Below are 14624 nucleotides of genomic sequence, written 5' to 3' on the forward strand. Positions count from 1 at the left end.
TTCTTAAAATATCTTCCACAATGTAATTCAGCGGTCACATAACCGATCTCCCAGTCAGCCATTGTGTCAAAAACATAAAGATAAGCTATCTTATTCATTGCTGAGCCTCCTTGTTTATGTTCCCTTTATACATGATCTTTCATATCTTACCCTGTATAACAGCCAGAGGCAATCATTTTCCAGAACGTCCTGTTCTATCAATTCAAGTTTCAACCCTCCTTTTGGAGAATGCAGTTTGCTGAAAAGATTGACAGATATATTCCCGACTATGACAGGAGACACCAGCAAGCTGATCTCATCCACAAGTCCCTGCTCAAGCAGCTGGCAATTAAGGGTCACACCTGCATCTGTGGTTATGGTTTTTGCGCCATATCTTTGAGACATCAGCTCAAGGGCTTTACGCAGATCTACATGGTCATGTCCCACAACATGATGATCGTATTCCCTTTCTTCAAGATATTTGATGTATGACACTGGCGTTTTCTCAGTAAGAAGTAATATTATATCCCTGCAGTGTTCGTATCTTCTCAATACATGCAGCACACCTTTTAGAATACCTTTTGAATCCGGTATTATCCAGGGTAAGCAGTGCTGGGATTTATCAAGAGGTTTTGTAAAGTCTGCAGATTCTTCTTTTGGGATTTCAGGGTAGAACATCTCTATGCCAGTTTTGGCAGTGCTGGAGCCTACAAGTACCATATCTGCATTGAAACCGGCACTGAGCCGATAGAACTGTCCTATGTCCGGTTCGAAATGCAAAACAGAACCGTCAAGGCTGATAGCGTTGTGCATCTTTACTTTTATTCCTTCCAATTATTATCCCTCACAGGTTGGCAATACACAAAAAATTCTATTTTATTCTATTCTATTCTATTCTATTCTATTCTATTCTATTCTATTCAGATCTAGATATTGATGTCTGTTAAATATGCTTATCTGTTCATCTGTCAACCTTTTTATAGTGAAAGTTCCTTCACTTGAAGAAAGCAACGTACTTTTAACTACGGACCCGGGAAAAAGATGAATGCACCAGAAAGTGAAAAGACGTGCAGGCTACCAGAGATACTGGCTCCTGCAGGTGATATGGAAGCATTGAAGGCAGCTATCAAAGGAGGGGCTGATGCCGTATATCTGGGTGTGGGTGAATTCAATGCACGCCAGGGTGCTACGAATTTTACCCTGGAGGATCTGGAAGAAAGTATAGATCTTGCGCATTCTTACAATGTTAAGGTCTTCCTGGCACTGAATATCCCTATCAAGGAACATGAGCTTCTATTGGCACTTGAGATCGTGGATAGCGCCTATGTCATGGGCATAGATGCGGTCATCATCGAAGATCTGGGGCTTGCGAATATACTGCACACTGGATATCCTGATCTTCCTTTGCACATAAGTACACAGGTAACTGTGCATAACACGGCCGGAGTGCACTTTCTGGAACAGTTGGGTGTTTCCCGTGTCATCCTGTCCAGGGAGCTTACAACAGAAGAGCTGAAGCATATAATAGATAATACCAACATCAGCGCTGAGATATTCGTACATGGTGCTTTGTGCTATTCCTATTCAGGCAGATGCCTGTTCAGTAGTTTTCTCTTTGATCGCAGTGCGAACAGGGGCGCATGCGCTCAGCCCTGCCGCAGGCGTTACAGATTATTCGTCGATGGCAGGGATGTTAGTAGTCTGATGAATGGAGCATACCCGATCAGTTGTGCTGAACTCTGTACTCTTAGCGGTATCAGGGAGATCTTAGATACCGGTGTGCAGAGCCTAAAGATCGAAGGTAGGATGAAAAAGCCGGAGTATGTCACAGCCAGTTCCAGAGCTTATAAGACCGCTGTGGAAAAGGTATGTTCCAGCGGAAAGAACCTTGAAGGAACTGAAGTCACTGCCATGAAGAAAGAACTTGCCAAGTTGTTCTACCGGGGTTTCACTGATGGTTTTGTACTTGGCGCCGATGATGTAACACATGCAAGATATAGTTCTAATTACGGTGTTCTTCTTGGAAAAGTAAAAGAGGTGATATATGGCGAACACAGTGCCGGTATAAAGCTGCTTCTGGAAGACGATGTGCATGTGAATGACGGTGTGAGCATCAATACCAATATTAAAATGCTTGGTTCGAAGGTCAATGCTATTGAACTCCTTAACCGGAACAAGGTACAGAGGGCAGAAAAAGGCACAAATGTAATATTGCACATAAGTTCAAAAACTGCAAAAGCTGTGCACACCGGTGACGAGGTCTACCTTTCCACAGATACTGAACTATTGGATGATCTGCAAAAGCTGGACATGCTAAAAATTCCGGTGGATATTTATGTAAGAGCTTTAAAGGACCAGCCACTTTCAATAAAGGTTACTGAGAACAGGTGCAGTATTGAACATATAGATGAATACCGGGTGCAGGAAGCCAGGAGTGCACCCACGGTACCGGAACAAATAACAAAGGCCATAGATAAACTGGGGGATACTCCGTATCATGCTGCTTCTCTAATAGTGGATTCCGATGAAGGAATATTCATACCTGTGGGCGTGCTTACTGCAGCCAGGCGTAATGCTCTGGAAAAGCTCAGGCTTACTGTGCTGCAAAGTTACAAAAGACCAACGTCATCCAATCAGCCATACGATGGTATTTCCCTTTTCCCCGCCTCTTCTGTCATACCCAAAGAACAGATTCCCTTTTCACCATCCAACGAACAACAACACGTTAAGCCTCTGCTAAGCGTGGAAGTATCTGATACTGCATCTTTGTTCCTGGCTGCGAGAAATGGTGCTGACATAATATACTTGCCTGTACACTGTTTTGACGAGTTGTCCCAGGATACGAATCATGAAGCTCTGCAGGAGATCAAAACAAAAGGCATTGAATTGGTGTTGATAGCACCTCATATCGCCCATGACCATGAACTGGAAGCCTTGGGGCCCCTTTTTACAGCTGTGCAGAAAGCTGGATATAAGGTCGCCTGCTCTGATCTCGGATTCGCACAACTTGCTATGGGATACAATATACCTTTTGTAGCCCAGAAGGAGTTCAATGTATTCAATTCGTATACTGCTCTTCTGTTCTTTAGTTCGGGAGCCTGTCGTGTTACTCTTTCCAGTGAACTTAACCTTGAAGAGATAGGAAATATTTGCAGGGCACTGCAAGCCAGCAAGCATTCAGGTCAGTCAGAGGTAGTGATACATGGCCGGGAACTCATGCTCATTACAAAAAACGATCTTCTCGGACCAGTGGCAGCCAGGGATCTTCTTAGTGAGAATAGTGAAGCATATCTGGAAGATCAACAGGGTAATAAGTTCCCGGTCATAAGGACAGGACACAGGACCCTGATCTATGACTCAAAGGTATTGAACATGGCAGAACATGTGGATAAACTTGTTTCCACTGGAGTGCATGTTTTGAGGCTGGACCTGTCTCTGTACAGAGGTAAGGCCATAAGGGATATTACCAGGAACTACAGATTGGCATTGGATAAAAAAAGAGTTAAGCCTATAATGTACAAAGGAGAGATCGTTTCTTCAGGACATTTCTTTAAGGGGGTATGACCATTTTTTCAACTTTTCAGTGAAATGGGCGCTGTTTTTGAGAAGTTCGTTGTACGATCCCTTTTGAAATTATAATGGCGTTGTAATTTTTAATGTTATATTAAATTAAATTGAATTTATGTTATATAGAATGAGTATTATCTAAATGGATACTGATTGTGATTAAATCTCAATCAGGACAAATACGCGGGTTGGAAACGGGGAATTTCCTACGAAGGGAGTGGAAATGTCTGAAAATGGTATCTGTCAGTGATATCCATTTTCACAGCAGAAGGGATATTTAAGGAAGATCTAGTGATCCGGGTGGAAAAAGCAAGACCTCTGTGCTGGAAGGGTAAAAAGAAGGACGGAATGGTTCCGTCCTTCTGTCTTTCTGTTAAGATGTTTAAAATGACCACTATGATCTTTATGGGAGGTACCAAAAATGGGAGCTTTGAAAAGATGTCCGGAATGCCATGCCAAGTTCCAGCCGGCTCAAAAGGACATACAAGTCTGTAAAGTTTGTGGATACTGGACAAAAACAGGTACTGCAAGAATTGAATCAATTATGATATATGAGTGAGGGGAGAAAAATGAATACAGTTCTGAATAAAATGTGCATCAATTGCAAGGCTACACTGAAAAAACAAACACTTGGCCTGAATGTCCTGTATTATTGTCCGCATTGCGGTATCATGACCACAGCAAATACGATATGAAATAAAGAATAGGCGATGTAACGGCATTTAATTCATTTTTTTAGACCATTTAGTATTCTTCAATCCGAAAGGCGTAATTTCTATCTTTTTTCCGAAAGCTTTAAAGCCAGACTGAAAACGTATGGCAAACATTTATACTGCTCAGAGAACATAAATTATAAGTGTATATGGATACAGTATAAAGCTCGTACGTACTGGCATCTTTTGTTTTCACATTAAGTCGAGAAGGTCTATGTGTTCACAAAGGAGGATAGATCAATGAAACGTTCATTGCTTGAGATCATATTCATGTCAGAGAAACGGAAAAACCTTCTCTTGTTTCTCAGGAACGGACCCAGGAGAATGGAAGAGATACTAGAGGTCCTGGACGTCACTAGGCATGCATTATTGCCACAGATCAAGATATTATCCGAAAGCAGTCTGGTAATAAAGGAGAAAGATGTTTGCAGGCTTTCGGAAATAGGTGAGCTCGTAGTTGGGGACATGCTACCACTCATAGGCACTTTAACGGTCCTTGAAGAGAATTATGATTACTGGACAGAGCATGACCTCAGTTCCATCCCTCTTCCCCTCCTTAAAAGGATCAGAGAACTGGGAAGCTGTGAGATAATAGAACCTGAATTAAGCGATATGTTCGATCTGAACAAAGATATTATTGCACAAGCATTTGGATCTGGATTTGTATTTGGAGCAACGGCTTTCCTGCATCCTTCCTATCCTTCCCTGTTGGTTGACCTTGTGAAGAATGGGATCGATGTTTCCATCATAATGACTGAAAATGCTCTGGAAAAGCATAAAATTGATCATATGCAAGAACTTAAAATGTTCCTCAATAGTGGTAGCGGAAAACTTTACCTATATCCCAATGATATGAAGCTTGCGTCACTTTTCATTGCGGAGACATTTGTTATGATGTGCCTTTTTGACAGGAAAGGCAGATATGACCGAAAAGACCTGATTTTCAGAAATGGTGCTGCCATAAACTGGGGTAAGGAATTGTTTGGTTTTTATCTTTTGAGTTCACATCAGATCATGGAGATATGACCACGTATCAAAGTCACAACCTGTCCTACAATTCATATGATGTTGAAATGTTATGTTGGATATAGTTTTTCGTATCCAAATATTTTAAATACAAGTATTGTCTATTATGTTCTACTCCCTACGAACGATCATAGGGATTACTCAAAAGAGAACAAACCAGTTCTTAGCCTCCGCAGGATGCCAGTATCAACCACCCAACACAATCCCCAATGTATCTACGCTGGCATCCTTATGTTCTCTATCGATCAGATCTCATTCTTATTTTTTGACAGAATTCTGCTGCTCGCATAAGTCCGAATGCAATAGAAGCATCAGGATCTAAACGTTCTTGTTGCAAATGTGGTAAGATCCTAACCCATCTGCATATTCACATGTCTTTAGCATATTATGCTGTACACAATGATTTGCATTCAGGTCTTGTTAAATATTATATCTCTCTATAACTACTTTTAACCCAGTCAAAAATTACTGGGGCTAGATCCATAGTGGGATCAAAATCCCACAAACTTCCCAAGATGTCAGCACAATTATCCTTCTTTCCATGCTGACATCCTTTCCCTCTTCATCAGGACATTGGTTACAAGATTTGATAGATCATCCTACTTTGTTGTTTTGTTAGGTTAAGTTCACAACTAAGAAGATGGTAGCCTCTTATGGAATTAACAACATTATCTTCACAACTTGCCCAGAGAAGAAAAACAAAAGTGCCAGAAGGAAAAAAGGCTACCTCTTTTGGTAAGAGATGTTCATAGGTTTCTGACCCATATCATGGGTACCACTTGAGCTCACAAAGGTACTGTTTCTCCCAGATGGGATCTAATAGTATTTCTAAAATAATGAATGTCAATAGGCTTTGAAATATATCCGCTGCATCCGGCTTCGATAAAACGTTCTTCATCTCCCCGCATTGAATGTGCCGTGAGGGCTACTACCGGTATATCTTTGGTCTTAAGATCTGATTTAAGTTTTGAAAGTACTTCCATACCATCCATTTTTGGAAGCTGGATGTCCAATAGTATCAAATCAACTCTTCGCTCTGTGACCTTTTCCAAGGCTTCAAACCCATCTATAGCCTGGATAACATAGTAACCAAAAGACTCTAACAGGTCAACGGTCAGTTCCATGTTTACCGGATTGTCCTCTACAACCAGTATTCTTTTCATCGCATTCACATCTTTTTGTTTTTTAAGGCCGCATTGTGTCGAAATGAATTTTCGTGGTCATGCGGAATACACTAATTTCAAATCCCATTTTATATATCTAAATAGTATTTTTATAATATATAAATATACTTGAACCAACGATCCGATGTCAAAAAATTCTAATTCACTTCAGGCTTTTCCTTCTTTCAAGTGCGCTGCAAAAACATTTTTCAATAAGGTCTAAGTTTGCATCCATTTCAATTATTTCAAAATCGAACGTCATGGCAAACTCTTCCACCATGTCATCAAATTTTGGCTCATAGACCAGACCGGTGTTCAGCTTTGCTACTTTTTTGTAACCTGCGTAATCAAAAACATACTTCGCCATTTTGGTGTTATCCGGATCATTGGTTATTCCTGCAGATCTGATCATTTCTTTCCAGTTGGCAGCCCACATAGGGGTCATAAAAAAAGTACCGACTCCTCTGCAACTTTTCAATTTGGAAAGATAGGGGCCTCTTCCACCAAGCACTGCTCCTATACAGTCATCTACTATTTCGCCATTCTCTTCCTTAAGGATATATACCGGACAGGCACATTTGCTCATTTCGGTTTCGACCTTGCCCAGAACATTACCGCACAAACCATAGAATAAGAGGACGGTCTGTGAGTATACGCTCATCTGTTCTATTTTTCCGTAAACTGTTCTTCTGAGATTTTCGGGTATTGCATGTAATGCAAGTTCAAGCATGTGTATTACAACTATAGTACTATCCGGAGAAGCACCTGTTATGAAATGTGGTACTTCTTCGAGAGGTAAGACCTTGTATGCACGTCCACAGTGCTCTAATTTTCTGGCAATGCTCGTACTATTCTCATCCTCGACCAGGACCAGTGTAGCAAAATTACCGTGTTTCTCTATCATACAGACAAGTTCATCCTCGAACATCCTGCAGGCAATGATACTAAGTACGAACATGTGATCACCTATTAAATCCAGAGGATTATATGAGCTTCAGCTTATATAAAGAGAATCGAATATGACTTTGATCTTTCACGCCTGTCATTAATTACCCGGCTGATCTCTCTATTTGGATCTTCAGAAAAATCATACCCTTGCGGAGAACGTCGTGGGCATATCCGAAGGACTGAGTGTTTAATAGAGGAAAAGGCATTATTTAACCATAAGACAGTTGATTCTTGCCCTTTTGCCAAAATTCTTCGAATTTTGTATGTAGTTCATTTGCCAATTCTCGGTCATATATTTTGACCATGCCATAAATCTTGTCTGCAGAAAGCGGATCATTGATTTCCAATATGACCAGATCCAGGTCGATCAGTATAAACCTGTTTGGAGTATCCAGAGCCTTTACTTCCAGATGTTCCGATAGATTTTGTATTGATACTTTATCTTCTGTAGAATCATACCATTCCCTCAGAGCTTCAGAAAGCGCTGGGTTTGGATCGATCATTCTTATTCTAATTCCTTCTTTCACTAACGGAAGAAGAGTGTCATGGAACATTGAAGTAAACATATCCTTGAATTGATTTGGTTCCATTGATCTTATATTCCCTGGAACAACAACACAAATTTCACTTTTAGCTTCATGGTAAACATTTTTGATCATTTTCATGACCTCTTGGTCTCCCATTGCAGCCGACCAGAAATGTTTTTCTTTCTCCCCCTGCGTACTATAATTCGATAAAGCTTTTTTAAGATCATCTACTGTTTTTCTCAGTGTACTCAGCTCTCTTTGAATCTCATTTTCCTTTAATGTGAAATATTTTTCAAAAGCTATGCTTGCTTCTATTGCACGATATTTTTTTGGTCTAGAATGCTGGACTTCGATAAATCCGATGTTTTCCAGATTATCAAGCACTGAATAAATCTTGCCAGTTGGTATTTTTGACCTTTTCGAAAGCAGACTCGCATCTGTAAATCCTTCTTCTAAGAGAGTCAAATAGGCAGATGCCTCATACTTATTGAATCCTATATTCCTTAACAACTGTTCACATTCCGGCGTTGAACTACTTTGAGGTTTATTATGGAGTGAAAATCCCATATACAAACAACTACTTAGTTGTTTATAATTATTGTGTAGTGAAATATCCTACACAAAAAGGCATTTACAAAATATTATCAAACAATAGGGTGTCCCTCATGAAAATAAACATACGAAATATTATCATCTTTATGTTGATCCTATCGCTGATCATTGGTACGTCAATCACATCTTCTGCGAAAATCAACGGAATTGGGATAACGATCACAGAAATCACTCCACAGCCAGCAGAGCCGGGGGGTGATGTCACTCTTAAGGTACGGGTCACAAATGAAGGCATGGAAAAAATCGAAGACTTTTCAGTTAAAATGGATGTGCAATATCCTTTCTACCTGAAGAGCGAAAGTAAGAATTTAGAGAACAAAAGGACATTAAGTGTAGGCTCATCTGTAGACAATGTCTATTATATGACAGTTGATCCGGATGCAATATCTGGCATCTATCCGATAGAATTTGATATTTATCTCAACGATGTGATATTTAATTCCTCCGATAACAACGTTTATGTGCAAGTAGTTGGAAAACCGGACCTTGCAATAAAAGCCGATGTTATTGACAATATTGCTCCAGGAGATACATTTCCGCTAAAGCTCTCTGTGAATAATATTGGTACGGGCATGGCAAAGAACGTTAAGATCATTTCTGAATCTGAAAGTATATTGATCCTTGGGTCCAACATTGAACTGATCGAGAAGATAATGCCGGCAGAGACAGCACAGATAGAAAGTGGTTTTATTGCAAAGAATGATCTGAACCCCGATGCACATCAATTTCCTATAACACTTAAGTATATTGATGAACTGGGTTCAAATTATACTTCAACCTACAATATCGGGATCAATATACTTAATCGGGCAGATATTGGAATCCAGAGCATAAAGGTAAATCCAACCCAGATCACTCCCCTCGACGAAGTTCATATTACTGGGATCATTGAGAATACAGGCAATGGTGCTGCAGAGCAGGTAGTTGTAGAACTGGAAAATGAAGATACAAGCTATAAGTCTTTCATTGGACAGCTCAGAAGCGAAGATGATTCTCCTTTCTATTTTGATATAGACCCAGGTTCTGCAGGAAAGAAGGATCTTAACATAACCATAAATTACACCGATGATTTTGGCTCACATAAGATCCAGCAGTCAATACCAATGGAAGTAGAAAGGCCAAAGACCAATGTTATCCTGTCCATTGTCCTGTTGATTGTAATAGCCATACCAGTAGCTTATCTTGTATATAAGAGAAGGCGGAGTGAAAATGGAGAACAATGATCTTAAAGTAATGTTTTTTTTAGCTTACAAGAACCTCATCAAAAGCAAGATCACTTTCATGGTTATTGTTGCCGTGATGGCGATGAGTTTTCTCTCCATTACTTTCTTTGCTTCGATCATTGATGGCCTGGGATATGAATTCGAAGAAGGGATGATCCGGGGGCAAACCGGACATCTTATGATAGAACCTCAAGAAGATGAACTTTATATTTCAGGTTCAGGAGACCTTGTAAAAGACATCCGCCGAATTCCCGGGGTTGTTGGGGTTGCACGAAGACTTGATGCAAGTGCAGTAGCACGATATGAAACAATAGAAATCGGGAATCCGGTTCTCTTTATAGAACCTGAAAATGAGAAAGCTGTATCAGATTACTGGAGTAGTGTTATTGCAGGGGAATATCTTTCAAAGAAAGATACAGATGAATTACTGATAGGGGCAAATCTGGTTAAGTCCTATGCTGCAGAAGGAGACACACAAAAGAGATTTGATGTGGATGTGGGCGATAAGATCATATTGAGCTTTAGCAATGGTTTCGTAAAAGAGTACAGAATAAAGGGTATATATAAAACAGGATCACGGTTTGTTGATGACAAAATAATAATCAGCTTCGACCAGTACCAGTTGATATTTAATTCCACGGAAGATATTGCATCTAACATTCTTATAGCACTTCCTCAAAGGGGCTTGGAAGAATCCTATACAGAAAGGATCATTGATCTTGGGGTTAGTGAGCAAATAAATAAATGGCAGACAAAGATGGGAGCTGTAAATCAGTTTGTGGGAAGTCTTCAGATCACAAATCAGATAACAGGCACTATAGGACTTCTAACTGCTTTTGCAACGATATATATAATTATATTTATCAATGTCACGAACAAAAGAAAACAGATAGGTATACTTAAGGCAGTGGGCATTAAAAAGCAAATAATCCTGGGTTCGTATGTCCTGCAGTCATTGGCCTATGGAATCACCGGGGTCATAATAGGAAATATAATAATGAAACTGTTACTCTTACTTCTGTCGATACACCCACTTAGCATGCCTATCGGTCCGGTAATCCCGATCCTCACCACAGAGAGACTTATGACAACCAGTGCCACACTTATACTGGCATCGATAGTTGCTGGTTTTTTCCCGTCCAGAAAAGCAGCTGATGAAAATATACTGGATGCAATATTCGGAGGATGAAGATGGAAAGGGCGATAATCAAGACCAAGAATCTCGAAAGGTTTTATATTACAGGTGTTGTTAAGACATATGCCCTCAGAGATATAAGTGTTGAAATAAACGAGGGTGAGTTCGTTGCCATCATGGGAAAGAGCGGAAGCGGCAAGAGTACTTTGTTGCATCAACTTGGACTTCTGGATAAGCCTACAAAAGGAAGTATAACTATAGGTGGAAGCGATGTCATCAATATTTCTGAAAAAGAGAGGACCAGATTCAGACTCCACGAATTAGGTTATGTTTTTCAGTCATATAACCTGATACCAGAACTTACAGCTATTGAAAATGTCTATATCACGGCAATGGCAAGAAATCTGAAAAGAGAAGAGTATGAGAAAATGGCAGAGGAAATACTTGCTGCAGTGGGATTAGAAGACAGGATGTATCATTACCCTTCCGAGCTTTCCGGGGGACAACAGCAGAGAGTATCCATTGCAAGAGCATTGGTCAATAAACCAAAGATCCTTTTTGCAGACGAGCCAACGGCTAATCTTGATTCTGCATCTTCAGAGGATGTTATCAACCTGTTCAGGAAATTCAATAAGGAGATCGGGCAAACTATAGTAATGGTCACACATGAGAAAGATGAAGGTGAGAAGGCAGACCGGATAATCTGGGTCAAGGACGGATTGTTGGATATGGAAAAATTGGAGAATATCTAATGTCAAATACTAATATAATGGGATAGCCATTGACAAATAACCGAGCATGACATTTTTACAGAGCCTGAGATACATCATCTTTAAATAAGCAATATCCCATCCTATCATTAAGTATTAGTGAAAGGGTGAAACAATGGCCACCTCTAAAAAAATAAAAAATACGGCTGAAAAGGAAAAAGACATTACAGTTCTTACGATGGAAGAAGAGATAGATGCCTGGTGCGAACTCCCATCCCATACATCAGATCCCAAAAGCATAGCTGATGTAGAGATAGATGACTGGTGTGCCGGCTCAAAGGGATCTGCGATCCAGTCGGAAAAGAAGAAAAAGAACTGATCTTTTAGGAGATCATACTCCTTTCTTTATGGAGAACCAGAAAACGCTCCCTTTGCCAGCCGGGTTACTGGTGACACCGATGCTTCCACCGTGAAGGTCAATTATTCTTTTTGCGATGGCTAAACCCAAACCGCTTCCCTTTACCCCTCCTTTGTGAGCCCTGCTGAAACGATCAAATATCTGTTCCCTGTCATCTGCTTCCACACCTTCTCCTGAATCTGTCACAAGTATTTTCCAGTTCGTTGTCTCATCTTCTATGCCGATCAGGATCTCGCTGCCGAGAGGACTATATTTGATAGCATTGGAGAGTATGTTGGAGAACACTTCTGTAATTATAGGGTTGATCAAAGAGTTATATTCTTTTTCCAGAGGGACTTTCAATAAAATGCCCTTCACCTGTAACTGTGGCTGATAGCTATCTACTACTGACATCAACAACGGGAACAGATTAACTGTCTTAAAATCAAGCTCTTCAATGCTCTCGAACTTTGCAAGCTTTGCGGCATTATCTATCATTTCAATAATCTTACGATTATTCTGATACATCTTCTCAAGCACTTGTTTCTTTTCGCTGTCTTCAGTAGTGTCCAGCAGAAACTCAGTGTACCCCTTCATAACAGATGCAGGGCCAAGCAGATCATGCCGGAGTATGTCGGTGAAAAGGTCCTTCATTCTAGTTAACTGCATTAGTTCTTCATTGGATTTGCGCAGCATTTCAGCCCTTTTACTTTCCGACAGGTCCCTTGCAATACTTATTACAGCTTGCTGGCCTTCATAATCAATTAGACGGCTGCTCAGTTCTACAGGGATAAGAGTACCATCTCGTGCAACGTGCACAGTCTCGGAAAACACTTCTGTACGCTTAAGAACTGCATTAATTCTTTTTTCTGTTTTTCTGGGGGACTGATGAAGCATGATCTCCCATCGCTGCATTTTGAGTAGTTCTTCCTTAGAATAACCCAGAGTATCACATAATACATTATTGACCTCCAGGAAATTTCCTTTGAGATCATTTATATATATAGCATCATTGACATTATTGAATATCGATCTAAACTTCTTTTCAGACAGTTCCAGTTTTCGTTCGTGTTCCTTACGTTCACTTATATCGAACATCTGGAAAAGTATGATTAGTAAAAGAATAAGTAAAATAAGATAGAGGCTTCCATGTCCGAACGTTTCCCACAGTTCCATATGTGTGCTCAACATGGCATCAGATGGCAAGGTTTCCAGCGCTATTTCTCTGTTATAGAGCTTTATTCTGGAAGTCGTTAGGAACCTATCTGATCGGGACAGCTCCAATTCATAAGCCTCTGAAGTGTAAACAACTTTCTGGTCATCCATTACCTGTATCAATAGCTCATTATCCAGTCTGAAGCTAGTATCCTGTGCAAAGACATCTTCACATGTAAAAATGAGCTGGAAAAAAGAATGATTCCCATACGGCACCATTAAAGAATACCCATAATTACCTGGTGTGATCTCATACGGCCTTGAAAGGTATGGCTTCTGCGTATGATCAGCAACGATCATTGCTATTTCCAATATCGAATTGTTGTCTTCATATGCAGCTGGCGAAGAATTGCTATCTTCTGGTGCTTTCAGGACCAGATCTTGCTCTGTATCAATATAATATACAGAAGAAAGGAATGCATTCCTGCGGAGCAATGGTTCGGTTTTATAAGAGAACTCATCCTGGTCCTGTGGTGGAGAACTTTTCTTAATGTCATATATTGTCAAAAGTTCACGGGTTACTTCACCAAGCTCTGAACTGAGGTTCATACTGATATGCAGGGTTTCTATCTTTGTTTTGTATTCCATGCTTGCAGTGATATCCTTTCTGTCCTCCTCTATGGAATAAGATGCAAGGGCTATGAATATGATGAGAATTAAAGCAACCATTAGAGTCCATCGGTTTCTGGCGGCAAACTCGTAGAAATGTGAACGCATCAAATATTATAATTAAGAAAGCACTATAAAACTCTATGCAAACAAAACAAATGGATGATCAAAATAAAAAAAGAGAGTAAAGATAGCTACATTTATGGTATGACAAACACCATTGCAGCCACTACTGTAGTCCATTTACCGTCTTTATCGCCTTTTGCACACTGACAAATATGAAGTGAATCAAATATATGACCGCTTGCTTTGTAAACCTGTTCTCTCTCATGCCATGCGGACTCGACGTTAAACTCAATACCGAGTGTTGTTGCCAGCATGGTTGCAGCAAGGTCCTCTGCATATTCTCCTGCAGTTATCTCATCTTCTCCGAAGGAATGATGTTCTGAAATATATCCATATTGTTCCTTTGCAGCTACCGGTATGGCAGTACCGATGGCAGCCGCCATCAGGCGATGAGGCTCATTCGTCTGATTCCTTGCAAGGACACAATGAACAATAGCTCCTGGTTTTAATTCAGGCAGACCTTCCTCCTTTTTTACGATCTTACAATTAGGAGGCAATATACTTGAAACAGATACAAGGTTATATTTCTCTATACCTGCATTCCTTAAGGCCAATTCAAAAGATGCGAGTTTGTCTTTATGAACACCAGCGCCTTTAACCATGAAAGCTTTTGTTGGTATCATACTCTTTTCAAACACAACTTGATATATTAAGGTTTTCTATTGATGCAGAAA

At 40.2% G+C, this 14624-nt stretch carries 14 protein-coding genes; 8 read left to right on the forward strand and 6 right to left on the reverse strand.

Going from position 1 to position 14624, the window contains the following annotated elements; translation table 11 throughout:
- Positions 1-114: 114 nt before the first annotated feature.
- Positions 115-813, reverse strand: a complete 699-nt coding sequence (locus AB7U21_RS05965) for a dihydrofolate reductase family protein (protein WP_428387690.1) — start codon at positions 811-813, stop codon at positions 115-117.
- Between the two features lie 207 nt (positions 814-1020).
- Here AB7U21_RS05965 and AB7U21_RS05970 point away from each other — a divergent pair, with 207 nt between their 5' ends.
- The 4 genes from AB7U21_RS05970 to AB7U21_RS05985 all read left to right on the forward strand — a co-directional run bounded on the left by AB7U21_RS05970 (position 1021) and on the right by AB7U21_RS05985 (position 5285).
- A complete protein-coding gene (locus AB7U21_RS05970; protein ID WP_428387692.1) occupies positions 1021-3543 on the forward strand; it encodes a DUF3656 domain-containing U32 family peptidase in 2523 nt (840 codons plus the stop codon).
- A 249-nt stretch (positions 3544-3792) separates the two neighbouring features.
- Positions 3793-4041, forward strand: coding sequence for a hypothetical protein (locus tag AB7U21_RS05975; RefSeq protein WP_428387694.1), 249 nt, complete (start codon positions 3793-3795; stop codon positions 4039-4041).
- Positions 4042-4115: 74 nt separating this feature from the next.
- Positions 4116-4241, forward strand: coding sequence for a hypothetical protein (locus AB7U21_RS05980; RefSeq protein ID WP_333788314.1), 126 nt, complete (start codon positions 4116-4118; stop codon positions 4239-4241).
- Positions 4242-4499: 258 nt separating this feature from the next.
- Complete coding sequence (locus AB7U21_RS05985; RefSeq protein ID WP_428387696.1) at positions 4500-5285, forward strand: helix-turn-helix transcriptional regulator; 786 nt, start codon at positions 4500-4502, stop codon at positions 5283-5285.
- Between the two features lie 785 nt (positions 5286-6070).
- On the opposite strand, the gene AB7U21_RS05990 is transcribed toward AB7U21_RS05985, so the two are convergent.
- The 3 genes from AB7U21_RS05990 to AB7U21_RS06000 all read right to left on the reverse strand — a co-directional run bounded on the left by AB7U21_RS05990 (position 6071) and on the right by AB7U21_RS06000 (position 8490).
- Complete coding sequence (locus AB7U21_RS05990; RefSeq protein WP_333788312.1) at positions 6071-6448, reverse strand: response regulator; 378 nt, start codon at positions 6446-6448, stop codon at positions 6071-6073.
- Between the two features lie 163 nt (positions 6449-6611).
- A complete protein-coding gene (locus AB7U21_RS05995) occupies positions 6612-7406 on the reverse strand; it encodes a DUF1638 domain-containing protein (RefSeq protein ID WP_333788311.1) in 795 nt (264 codons plus the stop codon).
- Between the two features lie 199 nt (positions 7407-7605).
- A complete protein-coding gene (locus AB7U21_RS06000) occupies positions 7606-8490 on the reverse strand; it encodes a TrmB family transcriptional regulator (protein ID WP_333788094.1) in 885 nt (294 codons plus the stop codon).
- A gap of 98 nt (positions 8491-8588) precedes the next feature.
- Between AB7U21_RS06000 and AB7U21_RS06005 the strand changes: the two genes are divergently transcribed.
- From AB7U21_RS06005 to AB7U21_RS06020, 4 genes are all read left to right on the forward strand, one after another.
- Complete coding sequence (locus AB7U21_RS06005) at positions 8589-9758, forward strand: COG1361 S-layer family protein (protein WP_428387700.1); 1170 nt, start codon at positions 8589-8591, stop codon at positions 9756-9758.
- Positions 9745-10947 (forward strand): ABC transporter permease, encoded by a 1203-nt coding sequence (locus AB7U21_RS06010; RefSeq protein ID WP_333788096.1) that lies wholly within the window; start codon positions 9745-9747, stop codon positions 10945-10947. The genes AB7U21_RS06005 and AB7U21_RS06010 overlap by 14 nt, the downstream gene beginning before the upstream one ends.
- Before the next feature lie 2 nt (positions 10948-10949).
- Positions 10950-11645, forward strand: coding sequence for an ABC transporter ATP-binding protein (locus tag AB7U21_RS06015; protein WP_333788097.1), 696 nt, complete (start codon positions 10950-10952; stop codon positions 11643-11645).
- Positions 11646-11778: 133 nt separating this feature from the next.
- Positions 11779-11982, forward strand: a complete 204-nt coding sequence (locus tag AB7U21_RS06020; RefSeq protein ID WP_333788098.1) for a hypothetical protein — start codon at positions 11779-11781, stop codon at positions 11980-11982.
- 12 nt (positions 11983-11994) lie between these two features.
- Here the strand turns inward: AB7U21_RS06020 and AB7U21_RS06025 are convergent, their stop codons facing one another.
- Together AB7U21_RS06025 and AB7U21_RS06030 are read right to left on the reverse strand one after the other, a co-directional pair.
- A complete protein-coding gene (locus tag AB7U21_RS06025) occupies positions 11995-13884 on the reverse strand; it encodes a PAS domain-containing sensor histidine kinase (protein WP_428387703.1) in 1890 nt (629 codons plus the stop codon).
- Positions 13885-14024: 140 nt separating this feature from the next.
- Positions 14025-14573, reverse strand: a complete 549-nt coding sequence (locus AB7U21_RS06030; protein ID WP_333788100.1) for a pyruvoyl-dependent arginine decarboxylase — start codon at positions 14571-14573, stop codon at positions 14025-14027.
- Positions 14574-14624 lie beyond the last annotated feature (51 nt).

This window comes from Methanomethylovorans sp., from assembly GCF_050177135.1.
Taxonomy (GTDB): Archaea; Halobacteriota; Methanosarcinia; order Methanosarcinales; family Methanosarcinaceae; genus Methanomethylovorans.

Excerpts from the sequence above, each read along its gene's own strand:
- AB7U21_RS05970 (WP_428387692.1), top strand. The coding sequence starts at position 1,021 with ATGAATGCACCAGAAAGTGAAAAGACGTGCAGGCTACCAGAGATACTG.
- AB7U21_RS05980 (WP_333788314.1), top strand. The coding sequence starts at position 4,116 with ATGAATACAGTTCTGAATAAAATGTGCATCAATTGCAAGGCTACACTG.
- AB7U21_RS05985 (WP_428387696.1), top strand. The coding sequence starts at position 4,500 with ATGAAACGTTCATTGCTTGAGATCATATTCATGTCAGAGAAACGGAAA.
- AB7U21_RS05990 (WP_333788312.1), bottom strand. The coding sequence starts at position 6,448 with ATGAAAAGAATACTGGTTGTAGAGGACAATCCGGTAAACATGGAACTG.
- AB7U21_RS05995 (WP_333788311.1), bottom strand. The coding sequence starts at position 7,406 with ATGTTCGTACTTAGTATCATTGCCTGCAGGATGTTCGAGGATGAACTT.
- AB7U21_RS06000 (WP_333788094.1), bottom strand. The coding sequence starts at position 8,490 with ATGGGATTTTCACTCCATAATAAACCTCAAAGTAGTTCAACGCCGGAA.
- AB7U21_RS06005 (WP_428387700.1), top strand. The coding sequence starts at position 8,589 with ATGAAAATAAACATACGAAATATTATCATCTTTATGTTGATCCTATCG.
- AB7U21_RS06010 (WP_333788096.1), top strand. The coding sequence starts at position 9,745 with ATGGAGAACAATGATCTTAAAGTAATGTTTTTTTTAGCTTACAAGAAC.
- AB7U21_RS06015 (WP_333788097.1), top strand. The coding sequence starts at position 10,950 with ATGGAAAGGGCGATAATCAAGACCAAGAATCTCGAAAGGTTTTATATT.
- AB7U21_RS06020 (WP_333788098.1), top strand. The coding sequence starts at position 11,779 with ATGGCCACCTCTAAAAAAATAAAAAATACGGCTGAAAAGGAAAAAGAC.
- AB7U21_RS06025 (WP_428387703.1), bottom strand. The coding sequence starts at position 13,884 with ATGGTTGCTTTAATTCTCATCATATTCATAGCCCTTGCATCTTATTCC.
- AB7U21_RS06030 (WP_333788100.1), bottom strand. The coding sequence starts at position 14,573 with ATGATACCAACAAAAGCTTTCATGGTTAAAGGCGCTGGTGTTCATAAA.